At 72.0% G+C, this 22,835-nt stretch carries 16 protein-coding genes and 1 pseudogene; 7 read left to right on the forward strand and 10 right to left on the reverse strand.

Going from position 1 to position 22,835, the window contains the following annotated elements:
* Nucleotides 1-1,332 precede the first annotated feature (1,332 nt).
* The 4 genes from ACQHII_RS12610 to ACQHII_RS12625 all read right to left on the reverse strand — a co-directional run bounded on the left by ACQHII_RS12610 (nt 1,333) and on the right by ACQHII_RS12625 (nt 4,098).
* Nucleotides 1,333-1,491 carry a DUF6760 family protein gene (locus tag ACQHII_RS12610; protein ID WP_427919398.1) on the reverse strand — a complete coding sequence of 53 codons (159 nt, stop codon included), beginning with the start codon at nt 1,489-1,491 and terminating at the stop codon, nt 1,333-1,335.
* Nucleotides 1,488-1,997 carry a hypothetical protein gene (locus ACQHII_RS12615; RefSeq protein ID WP_427919399.1) on the reverse strand — a complete coding sequence of 170 codons (510 nt, stop codon included), beginning with the start codon at nt 1,995-1,997 and terminating at the stop codon, nt 1,488-1,490. The genes ACQHII_RS12610 and ACQHII_RS12615 overlap by 4 nt, the downstream gene beginning before the upstream one ends.
* Complete coding sequence (locus tag ACQHII_RS12620; protein WP_019063375.1) at nt 1,997-2,440, reverse strand: phage tail protein; 444 nt, start codon at nt 2,438-2,440, stop codon at nt 1,997-1,999. The genes ACQHII_RS12615 and ACQHII_RS12620 overlap by 1 nt, the downstream gene beginning before the upstream one ends.
* A gap of 65 nt (nt 2,441-2,505) precedes the next feature.
* Nucleotides 2,506-4,098 carry a phage tail sheath family protein gene (locus ACQHII_RS12625; RefSeq protein ID WP_427919400.1) on the reverse strand — a complete coding sequence of 531 codons (1,593 nt, stop codon included), beginning with the start codon at nt 4,096-4,098 and terminating at the stop codon, nt 2,506-2,508.
* Between the two features lie 282 nt (nt 4,099-4,380).
* On the opposite strand from ACQHII_RS12625, the gene ACQHII_RS12630 reads away from it, so the two are divergent.
* Nucleotides 4,381-5,802: a hydrolase gene (locus tag ACQHII_RS12630; RefSeq protein ID WP_427919401.1), complete on the forward strand. Its 1,422-nt coding sequence runs from the start codon at nt 4,381-4,383 to the stop codon at nt 5,800-5,802.
* 16 nt (nt 5,803-5,818) lie between these two features.
* On the opposite strand, the gene ACQHII_RS12635 is transcribed toward ACQHII_RS12630, so the two are convergent.
* The 3 genes from ACQHII_RS12635 to ACQHII_RS12645 form a co-directional block, all read right to left on the reverse strand.
* A complete protein-coding gene (locus ACQHII_RS12635; RefSeq protein WP_427919402.1) occupies nt 5,819-7,807 on the reverse strand; it encodes an ATP-binding protein in 1,989 nt (662 codons plus the stop codon).
* Complete coding sequence (locus ACQHII_RS12640; protein ID WP_427919403.1) at nt 7,804-8,481, reverse strand: DUF4255 domain-containing protein; 678 nt, start codon at nt 8,479-8,481, stop codon at nt 7,804-7,806. The genes ACQHII_RS12635 and ACQHII_RS12640 overlap by 4 nt, the downstream gene beginning before the upstream one ends.
* 177 nt (nt 8,482-8,658) lie before the next feature.
* A complete protein-coding gene (locus ACQHII_RS12645; protein ID WP_427919404.1) occupies nt 8,659-9,327 on the reverse strand; it encodes a helix-turn-helix transcriptional regulator in 669 nt (222 codons plus the stop codon).
* A 174-nt stretch (nt 9,328-9,501) separates the two neighbouring features.
* On the opposite strand from ACQHII_RS12645, the gene ACQHII_RS12650 reads away from it, so the two are divergent.
* Nucleotides 9,502-12,312 (forward strand): AAA family ATPase, encoded by a 2,811-nt coding sequence (locus ACQHII_RS12650; protein ID WP_427919405.1) that lies wholly within the window; start codon nt 9,502-9,504, stop codon nt 12,310-12,312.
* An 8-nt stretch (nt 12,313-12,320) separates the two neighbouring features.
* Here ACQHII_RS12650 and ACQHII_RS12655 read toward each other — a convergent pair whose 3' ends face one another.
* A complete protein-coding gene (locus ACQHII_RS12655; protein WP_427919406.1) occupies nt 12,321-13,583 on the reverse strand; it encodes an alpha/beta hydrolase in 1,263 nt (420 codons plus the stop codon).
* Between the two features lie 286 nt (nt 13,584-13,869).
* On the opposite strand from ACQHII_RS12655, the gene ACQHII_RS12660 reads away from it, so the two are divergent.
* Complete coding sequence (locus tag ACQHII_RS12660; RefSeq protein ID WP_427919407.1) at nt 13,870-15,948, forward strand: AAA family ATPase; 2,079 nt, start codon at nt 13,870-13,872, stop codon at nt 15,946-15,948.
* Nucleotides 15,949-16,056: 108 nt separating this feature from the next.
* Here ACQHII_RS12660 and ACQHII_RS12665 read toward each other — a convergent pair whose 3' ends face one another.
* On the reverse strand, nt 16,057-16,611 hold the full coding sequence (locus ACQHII_RS12665) for a DUF3455 domain-containing protein (RefSeq protein ID WP_427919408.1): 555 nt from the start codon (nt 16,609-16,611) through the stop codon (nt 16,057-16,059).
* A 314-nt stretch (nt 16,612-16,925) separates the two neighbouring features.
* Here ACQHII_RS12665 and ACQHII_RS12670 point away from each other — a divergent pair, with 314 nt between their 5' ends.
* A complete protein-coding gene (locus ACQHII_RS12670; protein WP_427919409.1) occupies nt 16,926-17,924 on the forward strand; it encodes a thaumatin family protein in 999 nt (332 codons plus the stop codon).
* A gap of 21 nt (nt 17,925-17,945) precedes the next feature.
* Here the strand turns inward: ACQHII_RS12670 and ACQHII_RS12675 are convergent, their stop codons facing one another.
* Complete coding sequence (locus ACQHII_RS12675) at nt 17,946-19,814, reverse strand: sigma-70 family RNA polymerase sigma factor (RefSeq protein WP_427919410.1); 1,869 nt, start codon at nt 19,812-19,814, stop codon at nt 17,946-17,948.
* 210 nt (nt 19,815-20,024) lie between these two features.
* Between ACQHII_RS12675 and ACQHII_RS12680 the strand changes: the two genes are divergently transcribed.
* The 3 genes and pseudogenes from ACQHII_RS12680 to ACQHII_RS12690 all read left to right on the forward strand — a co-directional run.
* Complete coding sequence (locus ACQHII_RS12680) at nt 20,025-21,053, forward strand: thaumatin family protein (protein ID WP_427919411.1); 1,029 nt, start codon at nt 20,025-20,027, stop codon at nt 21,051-21,053.
* A gap of 167 nt (nt 21,054-21,220) precedes the next feature.
* The gene (locus ACQHII_RS12685) at nt 21,221-21,514 is read left to right on the forward strand and encodes a hypothetical protein (protein ID WP_427919412.1); all 294 of its coding nucleotides are present in this window, start codon (nt 21,221-21,223) and stop codon (nt 21,512-21,514) included.
* Nucleotides 21,475-22,725 (forward strand): annotated as a pseudogene (locus ACQHII_RS12690) (APC family permease); the annotation flags it as partial. The gene ACQHII_RS12685 and the pseudogene ACQHII_RS12690, both read left to right, overlap by 40 nt.
* Between the last annotated feature and the right edge of the window lie 110 nt (nt 22,726-22,835).

Consider the following 22,835-nt stretch of genomic DNA (forward strand, 5'->3'; position numbering starts at 1 on the left):
GGCCGAATCGCCTTGCGGAGAAAGGGTGTTGGTCGTCCCGGCCGGTGTGGAGTGAGCGGGCGAGTGTGTAGTGAGCGGGGCGCCGAGGGGTACGCGGGGCGCGGGGCCGCGTTGGATCCGGGGCACGGGCGGGGTCGTAGGACCAGGGGTTGGGATGTTGCCCGATTCCACAGGAGTCGCCGCGGCCGCCGCGGCCGTCGGGGCGTGGAGGCGGGGCTCGGGGGTGCCGCCGTCGCGCACGGCGGAAGCGGTCACCGCGCGTTGCACGGGCGTCGGGGCCGCAACCGCCGTGTCCGGCGCAGTGTTCGTCCCGTGTCCACCCCCGGAATCGGGAGCCGGGCCACGACCCGCGCCGGGGCCGACGGGTTCGTCACCGCCCCCTGCCGGACGCGCCTGCGGAGCCGCAGAACGGAGCGAAGGACCTTGCGGCGCACCCGAGTTGGCAGCCGCTCGGCGTTGCACGGCGGGCTTTGCCGCACCGGTGCCTACGACCGGCGACCCACTCCCATCACCAGAACCACCCGACGTTTCCGAAGCCACGGACGGCACGGGTGACGCGCCGCCCGCAACAACTCCCCCGCCCTTGTCCTCACCCGAACCGTGCCCCGAGCCGTACCCAGAACCACCCCCGACAGCAGCCGAGTTCCGCCGGGCAGCGAGCCGCCGCTCCACCGCAGCCGCACCCGCACCCTCTCCGGCGCGCGTCAGCGACCCCGACCGAGGAGGCTCCGACGCCACCGGAGTCACGCGCACACCCGAGGCCGGACGCACCACGCCGGCCACTGAATCCGCTCTACCCGGCCGCGCTGCCTCCGGCCGCACACCGGAGGAACCACCCCGCGCGAGAGGCACCGCCCGCCCCGCAGGGTCACTCCCACTCGTACCGGCCCGCAACGGAACCGCCGCCACCGGCTCGGCCCGACCCGCCACCGGCAACTCCCCCGCAGGCCGCCCCAGGCTCGGCACCGCCCGCGCCGGCGCCGCCGTGGGCGTGGACCCCGCGATCCCGGCACTGCGCTCCGCGTCCAGCACCGCGCGGAACCCCGTGCCGGTGAAGGACGGGTTCTGCCAGGTGGGCAGGCGTGCGCCGAACCCGGCGTCGGCCACCCCGGTACCGCCCGCCGCGGAGGCCCGCCGGATCGGCGCCAGCCCCGGCCAGGCGGCCACCCTCACAGCAGGCCCCGTAGAACCCGTAGAACCCGTAGGCCCAGTAGAACCCGCAGGTTCCGTAGGTCGCGCAGGTCCCGTAAAGCCATCGAGGTCGGAGCCCGCACCGCCGACCCCGGGCCCCTCGGCCCGCTGTCCCCGCAACCGGTCCAAGAACCCCACCGCTCAGCCCTCCGACCCGGCCCGCGTCACCAGGGACGCGATCTCTCCGGTGTAGCGGCGGCGGTCGTGGTGTTCGAGGTCCAGGATGTCCTCCAGGCTCCAGTGGAAGTGGTAGGCGACGTACGCGATCTCCTCGTGCAGCCGGTCGGTCGCGTACGTCACGATTCCCCCAGGCGGCTCCCGCCGAGCTCCACCTCGAAGGGCTCCGCGCAGTGCGGGCACTGAACCGCCGCGCGGGTGTGGCCCTCCGCGTTGATCTGGCGGTAGAAGTCCTGGAGGAACGCGAGGTCGGAGGCGAACATGTTCTCCACGATCCCGTCGTGGACCATGGGGACCGACCCCAGCCGGGTGATCACCCGGCCGAGCAGCACAACGGACAGATACGCCGGGTTCTCCTGCACCCGGACGTCCCGCAGCGGCACCAACTCGTCGCGCGCGGTGGCCAGTCGCATCACACCGTCCTGATGGACCGTTCCAGACTCGTCGACGTACCCGCGCGGCAGCTGGAAGGGGAACTCGGTCCGCAGCGTCTGCCGTACGGCCGGAGCGGCGGCCGGGGCAGGAACCGGCACCGGGCCCGCTCCCACCTCGGCCGAAGACTCCGCACCCGGCATCGCCACAGCCGACGCCCCGGCCACCGCCCCCGCCCCCGCCCCCGAACGCCGCATTATTCGATGACCAGTTCTTCGAACACGATGGTCACGGACTCGGTGAGCGCGGCGGCCTCGCCCGCCTTCACCGTGCTGGCGTCGATCTTGCTGCACCAGGCGTTGCGCAGGTGGTAGCGCTTCACGGGGTTGTTCTGGAAGTCCATCATGATGATCGACGCGTTCTTGCGGGCGGTGGTCATCTGGCCGGAGATCGACTCGTTGATCCACTGGGTGAACGAGGCGGACTGGGTCATGCCGCGGATGACGGTGCAGGTGCCGTTCTTCTTCACGCCCGGCAGGTTCTTGACCACGTTCTGGCCGTTGGGGGTGTTCTGCTGGTAGGTGATGACGTCCTGCTCGATGCTGAGGCCGCTGACCTCGGCGAGGTACTCGACCATGACGCCGTCGATCTGCAGGCCGAAATTGTGTGAGGTGAGGGCGTCACCCGGCTGGAGACTCATGAATTCGCTGTCCTTCTAAGGGTGTTGAGAACTACCTGGAGCGGCGATGGACGCGCCGGGTCCGCCTACTCCTCCAACTCCCCGCTGCCGCTGGAGAACTGAGCCAGTCGGAAGATCACGAACTCGGCCGGCTTGACCGGTGCGATGCCGATCTCGCAGACGACCCGGCCGACGTCGACCGACTCCGGCGGGTTGGTCTCCTCGTCGCACTTGACGTAGTACGCCTCTTCGGGCCGCTGGCCGAACAGGGCGCCGCTGCGCCACTCGTTGACCAGGAAGGCCGAGATGTTGCGCCGGATGCGCGCCCACAGGGCGTGGTCGTTCGGCTCGAACACCACCCACTGGGTGCCGATCAGGATCGACTCCTCCAGGTAGTTGAAGTACCGGCGGATGTTGAGGTAGCGCCAGGCCGGGTCGGAGGACATCGTGCGGGCGCCCCAGACGCGGATGCCACGACCGGGGAAGGCGCGGATGCAGTTGACGCCGATCGGGTTGAGCAGGTCCTGCTCACCACGCGTGATCTGGGTCTCCAGGTCGACCGCGCCGCGTACGACCTCGTTGGCGGGCGCCTTGTGCACACCGCGCTCGGAGTCGTTGCGGGCCCAGATGCCGGCGATGTGGCCGCTCGGCGGGATCAGCCGGGACTGTCCGCTGGACGGGTCGAAGGTCTTGATCCACGGGTAGTACAGGGCCGCGTACTTGGAGTCGTAGCCCGCGGTCTCCTGTCGCCAGACGCGGATCTGACGGGCGTTCAGGCTCGGCGGCGGGTCGATGACGGCGACGCGGTCGCCCATCAGCTCGCAGTGCGCGATCAGGCCCAACTGGACGGCCTTGACGGCCTCCAGGTCGATCGCGCCGCGCTGGTAGGCGGCCATCAGGTCGGGCACCGCGACCATGGAGATCTCGTCCACGGCCTCCAGGCCGCCGAAGCCGGTGCGGTCGGCGGAGTCGCCGAGGTAGGTGGCGGGACCGGGATGTGACGTCGTGTCACTTCCCTTGCCGGGTACGGCGGGTGCGGCCGGTGCGGCGGCGGGCGCCCTGAGCGCGACCGTCTGGTTGTCCGGGCGGGCCAGCTGCGCGGCGGGCGCGGCCTCGGTCACCGCGATGAGCTTGGAGCGCTCCTTGACCTGGGTGACGACGTAGTTGCGGCCGCCCTTCTTGGCGGTCACGTCGAAGCTCTCGACGTCCCGGCCGGCGTCCTTGACGATCAGCCGGAACCGTTCGGCGGGTCCCTCGCCCTCGGCGTCGGCCACCTCGACGGTCAGGTCGCCGGGGGCCACGGCCGTCACCGCGAAGGTGCCGAGCTGGGCCGGTTCGCCGGGCGGCAGTGCGGCCGGCGTGGCCGAACCTTCCACGGCGGACGGGGACTTGGCCTCGGCGCCGGTGCCCTCCGCGGTGCCACCGACACGGACGACGTAGGCGGCCGAACCGCCGTTGTTGAAGAAGCCGTAGACGGAGTGGGCGAGGAAGTACCCGTCGGTGAACTCACCGAAGGCAGCCACGTACTGCGTCCAGTTGGTCACCAGGGTCGGCTCGTTCAGCGGACCGGTCGGGGCCAGACCCACGAAGGCCGCCACCGAGGTGCCCACTCCCTCGATGGGGCGCGAGCCGCTGGCCACCTCCTCGACGTAGACGCCGGGCGACAGGTAGGACGGCATGCTCTGCTCTCCTCGGGGTACGAGATAAGACGCTCTTAACCCTCACGCGCGTGCCCCGGCCGCCGAAACGTCCTCGGGTTCCTTTCTCGGGGCAACTTCCGTGCCCTCAGGGGCAGTCGGCGCGACGGCCGAGACCTCCCCGGTGGTGCCCTTCGGGGCCCGCCGCGGCCGATGTCCTCAGCGCCGGTGCGGCAACCGCGTTTACGCAGGCGCCCCTTTGGGCAACCCCCCTTGCCCCGGCGACTCCTGACGCCCCTTCACCATCCGTCGTAGCGTCGGCACATGAGTCTGTGGACCTCCCTGGAGCCCGCGTCCGCGACCGTCGATCCCGGTGGCAGTACCCGAGTGCGGCTACGGCTGCGCAACACCGGCGACGTCGTGGACGAGTACCGCTTCGAGCCGGTCGGGGGCATCGCGCCCTGGACCACCGTGGAGCCGCAGACGCTGCGGCTCTACCCGGGTACGACGGGCACGGTCGACCTGACGTTCGCGCCGCCGCGCACCCCGGACGCGACGGCCGGCCCGAACCCCTACGCCGTACGGATCACGCCGACCGAGCACCCGGAGGCGGTCACCGTCCCCGAGGGCAATCTGACGATCACCCCGTTCACGGAGGTACGGGCGGAGCTGGTGCCGCCCACCGTCAAGGGCCGGTTCCGGGGCCGACCCCAGCTGGCCGTGGACAACCTCGGCAACACCAAGCTGACGGCGTCGATCAGCGGCAGCGACAACGGCGACCAGCTGTCGTACGACATCCATCCGGGCAATGTGCAGATCGAGCCGGGCCGGGCCGCGTTCGTCAAGGCGTCCCTGAAGCCCCGGAAGATCATCTGGTTCGGGCCGAAGGAGCAGCGGCCGTACACGCTGAACGTGCTGCGGTCCGGCGCCAACCCCCTTCCCGTGGAGGGGACTTACCTCCAGCGGGGGTTTCTGCCGCGCTGGCTCGCCACCTTCCTCGGGGCCGTCCTCGCGCTCTCGCTCACCTTCCTGATGCTGTGGATCGCGTACAAGCCGCAGGTGAAGACGACCGCCACAGAGCAGCTCAAGGACGCGGGCGTCAGCACCCTCGCGCCCGCTCCCTCCCCGACCGCGAGCGTGCCGGCGCCGCCCTCCGCGACGGCCACGGCTCCCCCGCCGGTCGCCGTGACCTCGACCGCCGCGGCGGAAGGCGGAGGCGGCGGCGGCGGATCCACGGCATCCGCCAAGCCGAAGCCGAAACCGGCCACGGCGGCGACCGCGGTGAAGAAGCTGGCCGCGAAGGACGCGGGCCGGCACATCTGCTACCGCGCCTTCATCGCGGGCGACGGCTGGACGGACGCGGTCTGCGACGGGGCCGCGACCGGTACGGTCGACGACGCCAAGCAGATCACGGCCCTGAACATCGCGGTGTCCGGCTCCCTCGGCTCGGCCGCGAACGCCTTCGTCCACAACCCCGCCTCGACCGACGGCAACGGCATGTGGATACCGAAGTGGACGGCGATCATCGCGGACAACAAGGACAACTACATCGGCAGTTCGAAGGCCGACGCCCCGTACATGACGGGCTTCGCCATCAACATCGGCAGCGGCCAGGTCTGCGAGACGACCCGCAACACGGGCTACGACTGGGGCGGTCAGGGATGCGTGGACGCGCGCCCCGGGTACATCTTCGGCGGCGCGCTCGAGAACTCCCGCTGGCTGGTGGCCGTCAAGTTCACGGTGTAGTCGGGCAGTTCGGCGGCTACCAGGTGCCCTCGCCTGGCACCAGCCGCCCCGCCTTGCGGTACTCGCGGCGGGCCCCCTCCAGGAGGTCCGCCGCGCCGACCGTGTCGCCGCGTCCGGCGGCGAGGTAGGCGGCGGTGACGACTGCGCTGCGGATGGAGCCGCCCGCCAGCTCGAACTCCTGCGCCAGCGAGGCGAGTTCGAGGTCCGGCGCGCTCGGCACATGGGTCAGGCCGTGCCGCCACAGCGCGAGCCGCTGCGCCGGGTCGGGGAACGGGAAATCGACGACCAGGTCGAGCCGGCGCGTGAACGCCTCGTCGATGTTGGCGCGCAGGTTGGTGGTGAGCAGCGCGATCCCGTCGAAGGACTCCAGGCGTTGGAGCAGATAGGCGCTCTCCATGTTGGCGTAGCGGTCGTGCGAGTCCTTCACCTCGGACCGCTTGCCGAAGACCGCGTCGGCCTCGTCGAAGAGGAGCACGGCGTCGGTGCGGTCCGCCTCCGTGAAGATCCGTTCGAGGTTCTTCTCGGTCTCGCCGATGTACTTGTCGACCACCGACGACAGCTGAACCACATAGAGATCCAGGCCGAGTTCGGCCGCGACGACCTCCGCCGACAGCGTCTTTCCGGTCCCGGACTCCCCCGCGAACAGCCCGAGCACGCCCCGCCCCCGGCCGCCGCCCGCGCTGAGCCGCCAGTCGCCGAGGACCCGGTCGCGGTGCCGGGCACGCAGGGCGAGTTCGTGGAGCTGGGCGAGCGAACGGTCGGGCAGGACCAAGTCCCGCCAGTCCACCGCGGGTTGGATGCGGCGCGCGTGCTGTTCGAGCCCCGACGCCGACTGCTGGCGGGCGGCGAGCCGAAGATGGGCGGCGGTCAGCGGGGTGCCGTCGAACGCGGCGAGCCCCCGGGCCGCCCGGGCAGCGCGCGCGATACGGTCCGCGCCGAGATGGTACGGCGCGACGGTGGCCCGTACGTCGAAGCCGACGCCCTCGCCGACGGCCTCCGTCCAGGCACGTACCGCCGCGGCTCGCTGCCGGGGCGCCTCCAGGATCAGCGGGTCGCTCTCGCACCACAGCGGGTCGTACGGGCGCGTACCGGCGAACACCACGGAGACGTCCGGGGCGGCGGCCAACGCCCTTACCAACGGCCCGGGTTGGTCCGGCAGCCCGCTCACCACGACCGTACGGCCGCCGAGCCGCGCCTCGCGCAGCAGCTCCGGCACCCGCTCGACGGGGCCGGAGAAGCGGACTGCGGGCACCCGCGCAGCCGCCAGCGCGGCCGACACGCACACCAGCCCGTCGCCTTCATGACGCTCCCTCAGATACACGGCGAGGGGTGGCCCTCCGGCGAGCAGCACGGTCAGCCGGTCCACGAAGTGGCCGAACTCGACGTCCCCGACCGGGTCTTGACCGTCGTACGACACTCTCGGCGTCGGCAGTGGGTGGAGATGGCCGGCGAGGGCCGCGTCCGGGGTGTCGTCGCCGAGCAGGTGGGCCAGGATCCGGTCCGGTACCCGCAACGAGCGGCTGAGGAAGGGGCGTTCGGGTTCCTCCACGGTGAGGAGGCCGAGGGCGGAGAGCGGGGCCGCGGGATGGAAGCGTGCCCGTCCTTCCGCGTCGTGGGCGGGGAAGCCGCACAGGTCGAGGGCGAGTCCCACGGTGGCCCGGCGGCGGCTGACGTCGTCGTTGAGGTAGCCGTAGAGGGGCTCGAAGGTGCGGTCCAGGTCGGGGGCGAGGGCGATGAGGAGGAGGGCGGTGTCGAGGTCGGTGAGGCGCAGGGCGGTGAGGCGGTCGGGTGCCGACTCCCGTACGGGCGGAGCCGGTTCGGGCGAGCGCAGGAGCAGGTACTCCACCGCCTCCCCGGACAGGTAGAGGCCGCGCAGCGGGTCCGTGGCCGTGGGATCGGTCGCGGAGCGCTGGGCGACAAGCAGGGCGACACGCTCACGGAGGCGGCCCAGCCGGGCGAGGAGAGCGTCTGCCTCCGGCCGGGCGCCAACAATCACACCTGTCACGTCCCCGACGTCCTCCTGCGCCGCGCCACCTCGCGAGCCTCCCGCGCCGCCGCCACCTGGCGCGGGCGGTGGGCGCGTTCCTCCGGTCCCGGCGGGGTGCCGTCGAGGCCGTGGACGCGGACCGCGGCGCCCTCGGTGACCGGTGGGCCCGCGTCGTACTCGGGGTAGGCCGGGAAGGGTGCGGTGACGACGAGATCGAGGGAGGGCTTGAGTTCGCCGCCGAGGGCGGACCAGATCTCCGCGAGGGAACGCGACTCGGTCTGGATGCCGGCCACCGAGATCGGCACTGACAGGCCCAACGCACCCAGGGAGCCCGGGAGTTCGGTGGGGGCGAGCAGTTCGCGCGGGATCAGGGTGGCCAACACGGCGGACAGCAGCCGGTGTTCGTCTTGCGGGCGTTTCGTCCATGCCGTCACCAGGTACGACAGCCGGAACCAGCGCGGCGGCTGGCGGCGCTTGACGACCACGTCCCGCTCGTCGCGCACCGTGACATGCCCGCGCTGGCGCCGGTGCACGTCCTCCCTGATGTCGTACAAGTAGGTGTTGATCGTGGGGGTGTTGCGCCGGGCCGCCCAGTCGCGGGTCGGTGCGTCGAAGGAGACCTCGATGCCCGAACCGGCCAGTGCGCCACCGCCGATCAGGTCCCCCAGGACCTCGTCCACCTCGTGGATCACCGCCGCGCTCCCGCCCTGCCGTGCTGTCGTGCCCCGCCGTACGCGTCGGCGCCCGCTACGCCCCTGTCGGCCGTACTCCGATCGTGCCGTTCCAACCTGCCGTGCCCGCAAGCACGTTGGGGACATGAGGAGGGCACGGCAGGTTGCCCGCGTGTCCGGCTTCGAGTGCCCGTTCGGTCAGATGTAGCCTTCCCGGAGGGCATGGGCCACGGCGTGTGCCCGATTGCGCAGATGGAGGCGGGTGGTGAGCCCGTGCATCACGTTCTTGACGGTGCGTTCGGAATAGGAGAGCTTGCTGGCGATCTCTCCGGTGTCGAGTCCCTCGGCGACCAGCCGCAGGACGTCCACCTCACGCGGCACGAGCCCCGCCGTCTGGACTCCGGACCGGCCCGCCGCGCTGCGGTGCAGCGTCCCGACCTGTTCGACGAGCCGGCCGATCAGATCGGCCGGCAGGTCGCCGTCGCCGCGGGCCGCCGCGATCACGGCCTGCACCAGGCGCTGCGCGGTCGCCTCCTGGCGCCAGACGATCGCGCCGACCCCGCACTCGATCACATCGAGCAACTCCGCCTCGCGCAGGGCCCCTACGACGAGTACGGCCCGCCCGCCCTCGCTGCGTACGAGTCTGCGCAGTCGGGTGAGCGCGGCTTCGTCGAGTGTCTCGACGATGAACAGGGCCACCCTGCCGGGGCCTGTGTCGCTCTCCTCGCGGAGGTCGATCTCCGGGTATCTGCGCAGCTGGCTGAGGGCTCCCTCGCGCGAGATCGGGTCCGGGGCGTGGACCGCCACGGGTATCCGGTCGCCGGAGTCGGCCGTACCGGGATGTGCGGTCCGCGATGAGCTGAGCAACGTTCTCCCTCGAATCCACATACGTGCCACCCCAGTTGTGCCGGTGGCGGCCGTGTACTCCTCACCCTCGTGGGGCTGGTGGGACGCGGGCAATCGTGGAGCACCACGAGCAGCACCACGAGATCGGACGGACGAGGGACCACGACGGACCACTACGGATACGAGGAGGCCGCGATGACGGGGACCACACCTGACGCCGGAGAGTCCGTGATGCCCTGCGAACACCGGGACGCGGCACGGCTGTTGGCAGCCGAGGCCGCGCACGCCCGCGCCGGTTCGGGGCGCCTCGTGCTGCTGCGCGGGGCCACCGGGACGGGCCGTACCACCGTGCTGGAGTCGGCCGCCGAGGACGCGGCGGCGCACGGCATGCGGGTGCTGCGGGCCCGCTGTTCACCCCGCGACCGGGCGGTCCCGTACGCCGCCGTCCTGCAACTCCTCGGCCCGGTAACGGAGTTCGCGGATCCCGCCGTCGACGGCGACGAGCGGGCCAGCGCCGCCCGGCTGGGGCGGGTGCTGCGCTCGTACGCCGACCGGGCACCGCTGCTGATCGCCGTGGACGACGTCCATCTGGCCGACGCCGCCTCGCACCGGTGGCTGGTGGAGGCGGCACGGCACGTGGACCGATTAAGGATCCTGCTGGTGGTCACCGAGCGCAGCCAGTACGACATCGAACCGGCCGAGCCGGGCCTGACCCACACTCTGTCGCCCGCACTGGTCCGCACCCACACGCTGGCCCCGCTGACCCCCGAGTCGGCCGCCGGGCTGGTCCGTTCGGTACGCGCCGACGCGCCCGGGCCCTGGGTGGACGACTGTGTCCGGGCCGGCGCCGGCAACCCCCTGCTGCTGCGCGCCCTGCTCGACGACCTCGGCGCCGGCCGGCACCCGAAGGTGCCGGAGACGTCCGCCGCGCTGTATCCGGGGGCGTATCCGGCGGCCGTGTCCTGGTGGCTGGAGTGCGCGGGCCCGGCCACCGGCGAGGTCGCGCGGATCCTGGCCGCACTGGACGAGGGCTGGACCGGGAACCCGCCCGCAGCACTGCCCGCCGATCGCACCGCCCCCGCTCCCGTCGACGAACTGGCCGCCCTGATCGCCGAGTTGGCGGGTGCCGACGCGGCGCGAGTGGCCGGCTGGCTCACCGCGATGACCGGGCTCGGGGTGTTGCGCCCGGACCCCGACGGGCGCCCGCGCTACGCGCATCCACTTCTGCGCGACGCCGTGCTCACCGGCGTACCGGCGGCCAGACGGCGGGCCGCGCACGCGGCGGCGGCCGAGACGATGCAGCGCCACGGCGGCTCCCCCGACACGGTCGCCCGGCAGTTGCTGCTGGCCGACCCGGTGGGCGCGCCCTGGACGTCGGCCGTGCTCCAGGAGGCGGCCTCGCTCGCGCTGCGGGACGGGCGCGCGGACGACGCCGTCGCCTTCTTGCGCCGGGTCCTGGACGAACCGCTGCCGGACGGCCGCAGACAGCGGCTGCTGACCGAACTGGGCTCCCTGGAGTACACCCGGACCTCCTCGGCCGGCATCCCCCGGCTCAGCGAGGCGCTACGGCTGTCCGGGGCGCCGCAGGACACGATGCGCGCGGCCGTCGCGCTCGGCACGGCACTGGCCGGCCGGGGCAGGACCGAGGCCGCGGTGGACGTACTGCGCACGGCGGAGGACGAGTTGACGGACCGTCCGCAACTGGTACGTACCCTCCAGACGGCTTCGGTGCTGCTGGCCGAGCAGGACCAGTCGGTGCGGCAGGACGTGTACCGGTGGCTCCACGACGCCGCCGAGGATTCGCCGGAGCTGGTCGGCCCGGCCGGTGAGGCGTTGATCGTGCGCCATTCGGCGACGGCCGGGCTGATCTCGGCGGCGGAGGCGATGCGGCGGCTGCGTGCTCTGCTGGCCCAGCCCGCCGACCCGCTGACCGAGCCGTTCCTGCTCGGCACGGCCGCCGCCGTGGCCCAGTGGGCCGACGAACTCCCGGAAGCTGAGCGGCTGGTGGAGCGCGGGCTGGTCGGGCAGCGTCCCGACCTGCTGCATCCGATGCGCGACGCGCTGACCAACGTACGGGCCGACATCCTGTCCGCGCGGGGCGAGCACGGGCGGCTGCTGACGGAGGCGTGGGCGCGGGACTGGGCGCGGAGCACGCCGTCGAACGGGCACGCCACCGTCCTGCTGGCGCTGCTGGCGACCGGGCAGGGGACGCGGGCGCTGCGGCTCGCGGACGGTTTCGACCTGCGATCGGCGCCCGACTCCTGGGAGTTGAACCGTTTCCTGTACGCGCGGGGTGTACTGCGCGCGGCCTGCGGCGATCCGGCGGGCGGGCTGCACGACTTCCTGGAGTGCGGACGCAGGCAGTCGGCCCGTGACGTGGTCAGTCCGGTCGTCACGCCGTGGCGTTCGGCCGCCGCCGAGTGCCGGCTCGCCCTCGGCCGTCCCCGGGAGGCGATCGCGCTGGCGGAGGAGGAGCTGCGGCTGGCCCGGGTGTGGAACACGCCCCGCACGGTGGGCCGTTCGCTGCGGGTGCTGGCCGCGGCGACCGGCGGGCGGCGTGGTCTGGAGCTGGCTCAGGAGGCCGTGGGGCTGCTGCGGGACGCGCCGGAGGGGACGGAGACCGAGCTGGTCCCGGCGCTGATCGCGCAGGGCCGGGCGCTGACCGCGGCCGGGGACCGGCGGCGCGCCCGCGGGTGTCTGCGGGAGGCCGCGGAGCGCGCCGAGCGGCTCGGCGCGACCCGGCTACGGGCCCTGGCGGAGGGGGCGTTGGGCGAGAGCGGGGCCCGGCGCACCGCCCCGGCCCGCACCGGTTCGGGGTCTCTCACCAACAGTGAGCGGCGGATCGCCGAGCTGGCTGCGGACGGCCGTACGAACACCGAGATCGCCAATCTGCTGCACCTGGCCCGCCGGACGGTGGAGACCCATCTCACCAGTTCCTACCGGAAGTTGGGCATCCAACGCCGGGGCCAGCTGCCCCGGACGCTGGGGCGGGGCCAACGCCCTTGAGGCGGGGGCTACTTGTGGGTGCGGGCCGTCGGGGTGGGCTCGGTGCCCTCCGCGCGGACGGTGCTGTGGGCCGTCTTCTTGGGGAGGTGCCGGGGCACGACGTCCTGGGGGAAGGTGAGTTGCTGGTTCATCCACTTCAGGGCGGCGGGCATCTCCCGTACCCAGGTGGGGAAGTTGTGGCTGCCCGACTCGGGCAGGATGGACACGACGCGCATGGGCGCCTTGACGGCCTTGATGAACGCGAGGGTCTGCGGATAGCCGCGCTCGCCGTGCTTGCTCTCGGCGACCAGGACGGAGACCTGGGGTGCGGGCAGGTGCTTCAGCCGCCACATCAGGTCGTGTCCGTTGACCCGGTTGACACGGCCCAGGCCGCTGCCGAAGAGGTTGCCGGTGGTGGGGTCGTCCTTGACCCGGTAGTCGGGCGAGAGCGCCGCGGCCGTGGTGTAGACGTGCGGGTTGCGCATCGTCAGCTGCAAAGCGCAACTGCCGCCGGAGGAGTAGCCCATGACGCCCCAGGCGCTGGCGTCGTGGCCGACCCGGTAGGCGGACTTGAGGGCCTGCGGGAGGTCCTTGGCGAGGAAGGTCTCGGTCTGCGGTCCGCCGGGGACGTTGACGCACTCGGTGTCGCGCGGCGGGGCGATGGTGGGCCGGATCATCACCATGATGGTCGGCTGCATCTGGTTGTTCTTCTGGAGCTGCCCGGCGGTCTGGGAGACGCGCAGGTACTGGGCGAGGTTGAAGATGCTGCCGGGGTAGCCGCTGAGCGCGACGACGACCGGGAAGCGCTGCCTGGCGTACGCCTTCTGGAAGTACTGCGGGGGCAGGTAGACGAAGGCCGGGTCGACGACGCCGGTACGGCGGCCGATGACCTTGACGGACTCCACCTTGCCGTTGACCGCGGGATTGCCGGTGGGCAGTCCGCTGACCCGGTTCAGCTGCTCGTCGGAGGCGGGCTGCACCAGCGCGCCCTTCACGGAGACGCCGGTCGCGCTGTCGCCGTTGTGGTCGGCCGCCTGGGTCACGCCGACGGGCGCGGTGTCGGTGTTGCCGAAGAGCTCGTCCCACGATCCGAAGAACTGGTACGAGGAGTTCAGCCAGCACGCGAATGCGGCGATAATCGTGACCTGTGTCACCCCGATGGCCGTCAGCCGCCCGAGCACCTGCCCCACCCCGGGCTTGGCGAGCCGCGGCCACAGCCAGACAAGCAGCGCCACGCAGACGACGGCGACGGCCGCCATCACATAAACGGTAGTCTCGCTGGTCAAACCCATGCCACTCAGTCCCCGGTTCCTTGCCTGTGCTCGTCGCTTCACACAGAAGGAGGGCTACGGACCCCTTCGCGTTCCTCAACGAGTGCGAATAGGACAAAGAAGCGGGTCTCTTACCGTTTCCACGGACGACCCCTTCCAAGATTTCGTAACGTCCCTCTTGCGTCCTTCCCGCGGTCGGTCCAACCGCCCGTAAGACCCACGTAAGGTCCGGCCCGTCCCGTCGTCCGGCCCGAGCCGGTAGGTTTCGCAGCGGCCCGAAGAGGTCGGCTCCGGGGAAAGGAACGCCATGGCGAAGGAGGGCTCCGCCGTGCTGGCCGACAGACTGGCGTCCGCCCGGTTGCAGTACTTCGTCGGCAGGCAGCGCGAACTGGCCCTGTTCCGCCGCGCGGCGGCCGGCGAGCCGGGTGCGCCCACGGTCGTCGTGCTGCACGGACCGGGCGGCATCGGCAAGAGCGCCCTGCTCCAGCGGTTCGCCGCGGAGGCACGCGCCATGGGCCGGCCGGTCGTGAGCGTCGACGCCCGTACGGTCGACCGCTCCCCGTCGGCCTTCGAGGCGGCGACCGCCGAGGTCTTCGTCCAGGACAACGCTGTCCTGCTGGTCGACGACTTCGAGCGCTACCGGGACATGGAGGAGTGGATACGCGAGCGCTTCCTCCCCCGCTTACCGGCCGGAGCCCTGGTCGTCGTCGCCGGACGCCTCGCCCCCGACCCGCTGTGGAAGGCGGACCTCGGATGGAGCGAACTCCTCCAGGTCGTGCCGCTAAGGGAGTTGGGGCCGGCGGACTCGGCGGCTCTGCTCACCTCGCAGGGCGTCGACCCGTCCTCGCACGCGGCCCTGCTCCGGTTCGCCGCGGGCCATCCCCTCGCCCTGCGCCTGGCCGCGGAGGCCGCGTCGCACGACGACACGTCGACGGACGAGGTCTTCTGGGCACCCTTGCGCACGGTCGTCGACCGGCTGCTGACGCACCTGGTCGGCAGGCCGCCGTCGTCCGCGCACCGGCGGGCGCTGGAGGTGTGCGGCCATGTCGCCGACACCACCGAGGAGTTGCTGCGGGTGGCGCTCCCCGACGAGGACGCCACCGAACTCTTCGCCTGGCTGCGGCAGTTGTCGTTCATGAAGTCGGGCCCCTTCGGAGTGCGCCCGTACGACGCGGTCCGGGACGCCCTCGACAGCGACTTCCGCTGGCGCGACCCGGAGCGCTACAAGGCCATGCACCGCACGGTGCGCCGGCATCTGGTGGAGCGCGTCCGCGAGGCGCCGGAGAAGGAAGCCCTGCGCGCCGCCCGCGAGTTCAACCACATCGTCTCCAGGGCCCAGTGGCTGCGCGAGTTCCAGGGCGACCGCGCCGAGGGGGCCGTCCATGAGCAGCCGATGCGGCCGGAGGACGCCCCGGCGCTGATCGAGCTGACCCGCAGGGTCGAGGGCGAACACAACGCCCGTGTCGTCGCCCACTGGTTGACGCGTCAGCCCGAGGCGTTCCACGTCCACCGCCGCTGCGACACGGGCCGACTGCTGGGTTTCATGGCCTGGTTGAGGATCGACGAGCTGGACGAGGAGACCCGGGCGGCGGACCCCGTGACGGCCGAGGCGTGGAACCTGGTGTCCGCGATGACACCCCCGCGCCAGGGCGAACACCTCGGCGTGGCCCGGTTCATGGTGCACGAGGAGAACCATCACCGGCCCTCGCGGTCGTGGGACCTGGTGCGCATGCGGATCGTCTTCGAGCTGCTGCGCGCCAAGCACTGCGCCTGGTCCTGTTTCGTCAGTGCCGAACCGAAGTTCTGGGCGCCGCTGATGACCTACATGGGCATGTTCCAGCCGCCCCGCCAGGCCGTCCACGCCGATCGCGGGTACGGCCTGTTCTGCCACGACTGGCGGGCCGCGCGGGTGGAGGAGTGGGCCGAGGGGATCGATGCCCGCCTGCTCGGCGGGGCACCGGCGGTGGCGGCCGGAAAGCCCAAGTCCCGTCTGACGTCGCTGAGTCGGGAGGAGTCGGACGCCGCGGTCCGCGAGGCGCTGCGCGGCTGGCTCGACCCGGGCGGGCTCGCCGACAACCCGCTGCTGCGCAGCCGGCTGGTGGAGGACCTCAGCGAGGGCGATCCGGTGACCGCGCTGCGCGACCTGATCCGCAAGGCCGTACAGCGGCTGAGCGCCCATCCCCGCACCCGGCATCTGTACGAGGTGCTGACGGCGACGTACTACTCGACGTCCACCCAGGAGGCCGTGGCGCGGAAGCTGAACCTGGCGTTCAGCACCTATCGCAGGCATCTGGCCCGCGCGCTGGACGAGGTGCGCGAGACGGTGTGGGACTGGGAGGTGCACGGCCGGATCAGGGCCGAACAGGGGCCACCGCAAGGGAGTTGACGGATTGCGCGCCCAGCGGCGCGAGGCAGCGGCGCGGGACGGTGGCGCGAGGCAGCGGCCCCGGTCGCCCGGAGAGCCACTGCCCCTGTCCTCGTACCGACTGCCGTACTACTTGGCGGGCTTGTAGAACGCGTACGTGGCGGTGTACCGGACGCTGACCTGGTCCGTGCCCGTGCAGGCACCGGCCGGGGCGACGCCGCCGTCCGTGCCCAGGCGCTGGATGTAGGAGACGCCGCCGAAGACGCCCGCGCCGCGCGTGGCGGTGGCCTTCAGCAGCAGCTCCGGAATGGTGCCGGTCTTGGGCGAGTTGGCGATCGCGGAGCCGTTGACGGCGCTGCCGTCCACGGTGGACACCCACACCGGGCCGCGGGAGTGGAGGGCGACGGAGCGGTGCGTGCGGTCGTTCTTAGCCCAGAGGGTGGCGGCGGGCTCCAGCAGGGTCCAGGCGCCGTTGGTGCAGGTGTAGGTCTGGACGCCGGCGGCGGAGAAGACGCCGGTGAGCTTGTTGCCGTCGGGGACCTTCAGCGCGTCGGGCACGGTGACACCGAGGCGGACGGGCGGCTTCGGGGTGGCGGCCTGGCCGACGGTCGCGGTGGCGAGCGTGGCGCCGGCCACGGCGGTGAGGGCCACGGCGGTGAGGACGAGACGTTTGGCGATCTTCATCGGTGTGTCTCCAGAGCACTTTCTGAACATGGTCGCGATTCCTGCGACAAGGTCGCGGGTATCCGGACTTCCGGGCCGATCAGATGATCTTCGGCCCCGCTGACGCAATGTACGGCCGTTCAATCGCGGCCGGGTTGCCAACTTCTGATCGACTTGTGGCCAGCACTGCTCATCCGCGGCGGACTCGTCCGAAACAGGTATCGCCGTCCTGTTTTCCGTTGTCCGGCACGCCGGCCGCCGGTCTCCTCTACGGAAGCTCCGCCGGCCGCGTCGGCACACGGCGGAGACGTGGGTACGGACAGGAGTGTTGAGAGATGCCTCGCAGACAGGCCGCCATGATCGCCGCCGCGGTCCTCACCTGCCTCGCGGTGATGACCGGCGTACTGCTGGCCCGCGCGCAGACCGGACCGCCGCCGGGAGGCCGTACCGTCGCGGACCCGTCGTCCACGCACGCCACGGCGACCGCCAACTCCCCGTCCGTTCCCCGCACTTCGCCTACGACGACCTCGTCACCGCGAACCACGTCCTCGCCCACTCCCCGCGCGCCCAAGTCGCCCCACGGCACCGCCTCGCCGTCCCGTACGACCGCCGCCGGACAGCCGAAGACCGTCGGCAAGCGGACCGTCACGCTGGTCAACCGGCTCGACCGGACGATCTGGCCGGCGATCGCCGCGGACCCCAAACACCCTGTGGAGGCGACGGGTTGGGTACTCAAGCCCGGGGCCAGCCTCAGCTTCGCCGTCCCCGACCACTGGGACGTCCGGGTGTGGGCGCGCACCGGCTGCTCCTTCGACGCGGCGGGCAACGGCCACTGCGCGACCGGGGACTGCGGCCACTTCCAGTGCCGTTCGACCTGGGGTGAATTCCCTTCCACACTGGCCGAGTTCAACCTGAACGCCTGGAACGGCATGGACTTCTACGACGTCAGCCTGGTCGAGGGCAACAACCTGCCGATGTGGATCAACAGTTACGGCGGCTCGTCCCAGGACAGGATCGACGCGAACGGCTGCTCCGCCGCCGGGTGCACCCGGGACGCCAACGCGACCTGCCCCGCCGAGTTGCGGCGGATCAGGGGCGGTCGCGTCGTCGCGTGCCTCAGCGCCTGCCTGGTGTTCAACACGGACAAGACCTGTTGCACGGGCGCCTACGCGGCGCGCCCCCAGTGCGTCCCCTCCTCGTGGCCGGTCGACTCGGCCGCCGTGTTCAAGAATGCCGAGCCCTTCGCCTACTCCTACGTCGACGACGACGCGACCAGCGTCCTCACCTGTTCGGGAGAGTGCGGCTACCGCATCACCTGGGGAGTGAGCCCCTGACCGTGCGCGCGGCCGGGCCGGTCAGTCCGCGGACTGGAAGGCCCGGCCCGCCGCGGTCGTCGTCGTACCGTTGGTGAAGAGCCCGCTGCTCGGCTTCGACGGGTCCGCGCCCAGCCCGAACCACGCGTAACGCTGCACGTAGGACAAGCCGTCGAGCGCCTTGGTGGACGCGGTGACGAAGTCCGCCTGCTGCTGCGCGGACGGGAAGCGGGTGCCCTGGGAGAAGTCGATCAGCGCGTACTCGGTGAGCCAGATCGGCTTGTGGTAGCGCGCGTACACGGCGGCCAGGTACGACGTCAGCTGCTGCACGGCCTGCGGGGTGCGGAAGTCGCCGCCGTACCAGTGCAGGGTGATGAAGTCGACGCGGTAGCCCTTCGTCCCGGCCCCGGACATGAAGCGGTCCAGCCAGCCGCCCGCCGTGTCCCCGCCGTAGGCGACCGCGGGGCTGCCCAGGATCCTGCCCGCCGCCATGAGCTTGGGCCACAGCTCCAGCGCCTGCTCGACCGTCATGTTCGACTGCTGCGCCATGTCCGGTTCGTTGAACCCCAGCAGATACGGGCCGTACGACCGGGCCTGGGCGAGCGAGGCGTCGGTGACGGACTTCGCGCCCCAGATCATCGGCACGAAGGAGCCCGAGGAGGGTGTCGTGATGCCGGAGTGCTGGGTGTTCCAGGTGTAGTACCAGCTCGCCCCGCTCGCGGCGAGCGCCTGGCTCACCCCGCCGAACGTCCAGACCCCGACGCCCTTCTTGGCGCCGGAGGACATGTGCGCGGGGGCGGCGGGGGTGTGCTTCGAGGGCGAGGGGCTCGGCTTGGCCTTCGGTGAAGCTGAAGGGGAGGGGGACTTGCTGGGAGTCGGCGAGGGCGTGGGGCTCGGCGTGACACCGACCACGGGAGTGGGCGACGGCGATGCCACCGCCGTCGTAGGAGAGGAACCGCCCGTCAGCCGGGGCGCGACCAGCGCGGCCACGACGGCGACGGCGACCGCCGCCGAACCGCCCACGAGCTGCTTGCCGCCGATACGGGCGGAGCGGCTCCCGGGCCTTCGATGTCCGCCACTGCGCCCCGAGGGAGCGGCAGTTGGGGCGGCGTCCAGCAGCCGGGACACGTCGAAGTGGGCCGGTACGGCCAGCAGCGGCAGTCCGCTGAGCAGCCGGTCCATCGGGAGCAGGCCCTCGTCCAGCCCCCGGCACACCCCGCAGCCGCGGATGTGCCGGGCAAACCGCTTGCGCCACAGGGCACTTGGCGCGCCGTCCCACGTCGAGGCCGTCTCGTCCAGTTCCGCGCAGCGCGGTGCGGCGACCAGCGCCCGTACGACGACGCGGGAGACCTCCATCTGCTTCTTCATGCGCTGCACCCGGACCGAGGCATGCCGGTCGGAGAGCCCCAACGCACCGGCCAGATCGGCCCGTTCGAGTTCGCCGGTCTCCTCCAGCCACCACAGGGACAGCAGTTCCTGGTCGTCCGGATCGAGCCAGCGGGTGGCCTCGGCGACCTCGCGGCGCTGCTCGGTCAGCCCGAGACGCAGGATGGTCAGCCCGGCGAAGTCGAGGGCGGGGTCGGTGATCGCCTCCGCGTCCTCCAGATGCGCCCTGCGGTCGCGGTCCGTGGCCCGCGCCTGCTCACGGTCCCGCACCTGCCTGATCGTGATGGCCACCAGCCAGGACCGGAACGCGGAGGGATCCCGCAGCTTCGGCAGCCCCCGCACCATGCGCAACAGCGTCTCCTGTACGACGTCATCGATGTCGGCGTGACCGTTCAGGGCCCGGCCGACGATGTTGTAGACCAGCGGCAGGCACTGCGTCAGCAGGTGATCCAGGGCCTGCCGGTCGCCCGCGCACGCGGCCGTCACCACGCCCGCGTCGGGGCCGCTTCTGGGCTTCTTGCGCATCTGGGTTCGTTCCTCCGCGTGTGGTCCGGCCGTGGCATCTCTCTGCTTCGGAGACCGCCGACGCGCGCGAGGACTACAGAAAACGGGACAACAGAAGAAATCAGCCGGTCGGGTCCGAATTTATGTTGTCGGGCCGCCGCCGAACAGGTCACCGATGGGCAGGACCGCATCTGGACCGCATCCGAAGAGCATCAGGAAGGCCCGAGGACGATGGCACGAGGACGCAGAAGACACAGCGCGAGCCCACGGCGGGACGGCCGCCGCTGGTGGTACGTGGCGGCAGCCGCCTTCGCCACGGCCGCCACCGTGCTGATCGCCTACAGCGTGTGGACGCCGTCCGGAACGGGCGGCACGCGCACGACGGTCCACCAGGACACGGCCGCGCGCCCGGCCACGTCCCGCAGCGCCTCGTCCTCCCCCTCGGCGAGCGCCAGCGCCTCGGCCTCTCCGTCGCCTTCGGTCTCCCCCTCTCCCTCCCCCAGGGCCAGTACGTCGAAGAAGAGCACGCCCGAGCCGACCGCCAAGGCGAACGCACCCGCGGCGAACCAGCCTTCGACCGCCCCCGCCGGCAAGCGGCTGATCACGGTCGTCAACCGCACCGCGAAGACGGTCTGGGCGATCGTCACCAACACCCCCGTCTATCCGAAGGGCCGCGAACTCGCCCCGGGCCAGAGCCTGTCGGTGACCGTGGCGAACAACTGGGGCGGACGGATCTGGGGTCGGACGGGCTGCACCTCGACGGCCGCCGGTCACTGTGCGACGGGCGACTGCACGAGCGTGTGCGAGGGCGCCAACCCGCCCACCACACTGGGCGAGTTCACGTTCGACGCGTACGCGGGGATGGACTTCTACGACGTGAGCATGGTCGACGGTTCGAACCTGCCGATGTGGATCAACATCTCGCACACCACGACCACCGATCCGGTCAGCGCCGGCGGCTGCTACAAGGGCGTGTGCACCTCGGACGTCAACTGCCCCACCGCGATGCGGGCGGTGTCGGGCGGGCAGGTCGTCGGCTGCAAGCCGCCCTGCGCCGCGTTCGGCGGAGACACGTACTGCTGTCGTGGTGCCTGGGCCGGCCGCGAGAACTGCGTCCCCTCGAAGTGGCCGGTCGACTACACCCAGGTCTTCAAGAAGGCGGCCCCCTACGCCTATTCGTACGCCTTCGACGACGGGGCGACGATGCCGTGCAAGGGGGCCTGCTACTACCGGATCACGTTCGGGACGACCGGGTCGTAGGCCGGTGAACGTTTCGGGCCACCGACCTCGTGTTCAGGGCGGACACCACACGTTGGACGGCGGAACGGGCGCAAGCCGACCGATGAACACCGCACAGCGCTTTCTGCCGGACGTCCCGGACTCCTGGGAGCCGGTCGACCTGAGCGGCGAGGGACCGGCCAGGACCCGTGCGCAGGCCCTGGCCTCGACCGACGACGATGTACACCGAGGGCCTCTTCATGACGTACGGCATGGTCTTCGCCGTCAGCCCGCCCAAGGGTGAGGAACTCGCCCTCCCCGTGCTGTCCGCGCGGCTCGGTGTCTCCTCGGCGAACGGGGTGGCGCCCAAGGACCGGGTCATGCCGGAGACGTCCGTGATCCGCGACGGCCCTCCCCTTCCCGTACTCGGCTACCGTGCGCCCAGTACGAGAAGGGGAGGGCGATGCACGCGGAGAGAGCGCCGACGGGCACGGACGGGTTGAAGCGGCGCCTGGGCCTGTCCGACGCCGTGGTGATCGGCCTGGGGTCGATGATCGGCGCCGGGATCTTCGCCGCCCTCGGCCCGGCGGCCGACGCGGCCGGTTCCGGACTGCTGCTCGCCCTGGCCCTGGCCGCCGTCGTGGCCTACTGCAACGCGACGTCCTCGGCCCGGCTGGCCGCCCTGTACCCCCGGTCCGGCGGCACCTACGTCTACGGCCGCGAACGCCTCGGCGCCTTCTGGGGCCACCTGGCCGGCTGGGCCTTCGTCGTCGGCAAGACGGCCTCCTGCGCGGCCATGGCCCTCACCGTCGGCGCCTACCTCTGGCCCGGCCAGACCCACGCGGTGGCCGTGGCCGCCGTAGTGGCGCTGACCGCGGTGAACTACACCGGCGTGCAGAAGTCCGCGCTCCTCACCCGGGCCGTCGTCGCCGTCGTCCTCGCCGTGCTCTGCGCCGTCGTCGTCACCGCCCTGACCTCCGCCCACGCGGACACCGCACGGCTGGCCATCGGTTCGGACACCACCGCCGGCGGACTCCTCCGGGCCGCGGGCCTGCTCTTCTTCGCCTTCGCCGGTTACGCCCGGATCGCCACCCTCGGCGAGGAGGTCCGCGACCCCGCCCGCACCATCCCGCGCGCGATCCCGATCGCACTCGGGATCACCCTCGCCGTCTACGCCCTCGTCGCCGTCGCCGCCCTGACGCTGCTGGGCCCGCACGGCCTGGCGCACGCCACCGCCCCGCTGACGGACGCCGTGCGCGCGGCGGGCGCCGACCGGCTGGTGCCGGCCGTCCGCGCCGCCGGTGCCGTCGCCGCGCTCGGCTCCCTGCTCGCGCTGATCCTCGGGGTCTCCCGCACCACCCTCGCCATGGCCCGGGACCGGCACCTGCCGCACGCCCTGGCCGCCGTCCACCCCCGCTCCGGTGTCCCCCACCGCGCCGAACTCGCGGTCGGCGCGGTGGTCGCCGTCCTCGCCGCGACCACGGACGTACGCGGCACGATCGGCTTCTCCTCCTTCGGCGTCCTGGCCTACTACGCCATCGCCAACGCCTCCGCCTGGACCCTCACGGAGGAAGAGGGCCGACCGGGCCGCCTCGTCCCCGTCGTCGGCCTGACCGGCTGCGCGGCTCTCGCCTTCGCCCTGCCCGCGAGCACCGTCGTCTCCGGCACCGCGGTTCTCGCCCTCGGGGCCGCCTTCTACGGCCTCCGGAAGTCACGACGCACTGAACACGGGGGATCCAGGCGGCTGATGAACAGTTCCGCGGACGACGACATCCGCGCGGTGGTCGACGCCCTGAAGCGACGAGCCGCGGCCCGGGGAGAGCG

It is taken from the genome of Streptomyces sp. cg40, from assembly GCF_050320165.1.
GTDB classification, from domain to species: Bacteria; Actinomycetota; Actinomycetes; order Streptomycetales; family Streptomycetaceae; genus Streptomyces; species Streptomyces hokutonensis.

Coding starts and splice junctions, on each gene's coding strand:
- ACQHII_RS12615 (WP_427919399.1), bottom strand. CDS start 1,997: ATGCGGCGTTCGGGGGCGGGGGCGGGGGCGGTGGCCGGGGCGTCGGCT.
- ACQHII_RS12620 (WP_019063375.1), bottom strand. CDS start 2,440: ATGAGTCTCCAGCCGGGTGACGCCCTCACCTCACACAATTTCGGCCTG.
- ACQHII_RS12625 (WP_427919400.1), bottom strand. CDS start 4,098: ATGCCGTCCTACCTGTCGCCCGGCGTCTACGTCGAGGAGGTGGCCAGC.
- ACQHII_RS12630 (WP_427919401.1), top strand. CDS start 4,381: ATGAGTCTGTGGACCTCCCTGGAGCCCGCGTCCGCGACCGTCGATCCC.
- ACQHII_RS12650 (WP_427919405.1), top strand. CDS start 9,502: ATGACGGGGACCACACCTGACGCCGGAGAGTCCGTGATGCCCTGCGAA.
- ACQHII_RS12655 (WP_427919406.1), bottom strand. CDS start 13,583: ATGGGTTTGACCAGCGAGACTACCGTTTATGTGATGGCGGCCGTCGCC.
- ACQHII_RS12660 (WP_427919407.1), top strand. CDS start 13,870: ATGGCGAAGGAGGGCTCCGCCGTGCTGGCCGACAGACTGGCGTCCGCC.
- ACQHII_RS12665 (WP_427919408.1), bottom strand. CDS start 16,611: ATGAAGATCGCCAAACGTCTCGTCCTCACCGCCGTGGCCCTCACCGCC.
- ACQHII_RS12670 (WP_427919409.1), top strand. CDS start 16,926: ATGCCTCGCAGACAGGCCGCCATGATCGCCGCCGCGGTCCTCACCTGC.
- ACQHII_RS12675 (WP_427919410.1), bottom strand. CDS start 19,814: ATGCGCAAGAAGCCCAGAAGCGGCCCCGACGCGGGCGTGGTGACGGCC.
- ACQHII_RS12680 (WP_427919411.1), top strand. CDS start 20,025: ATGGCACGAGGACGCAGAAGACACAGCGCGAGCCCACGGCGGGACGGC.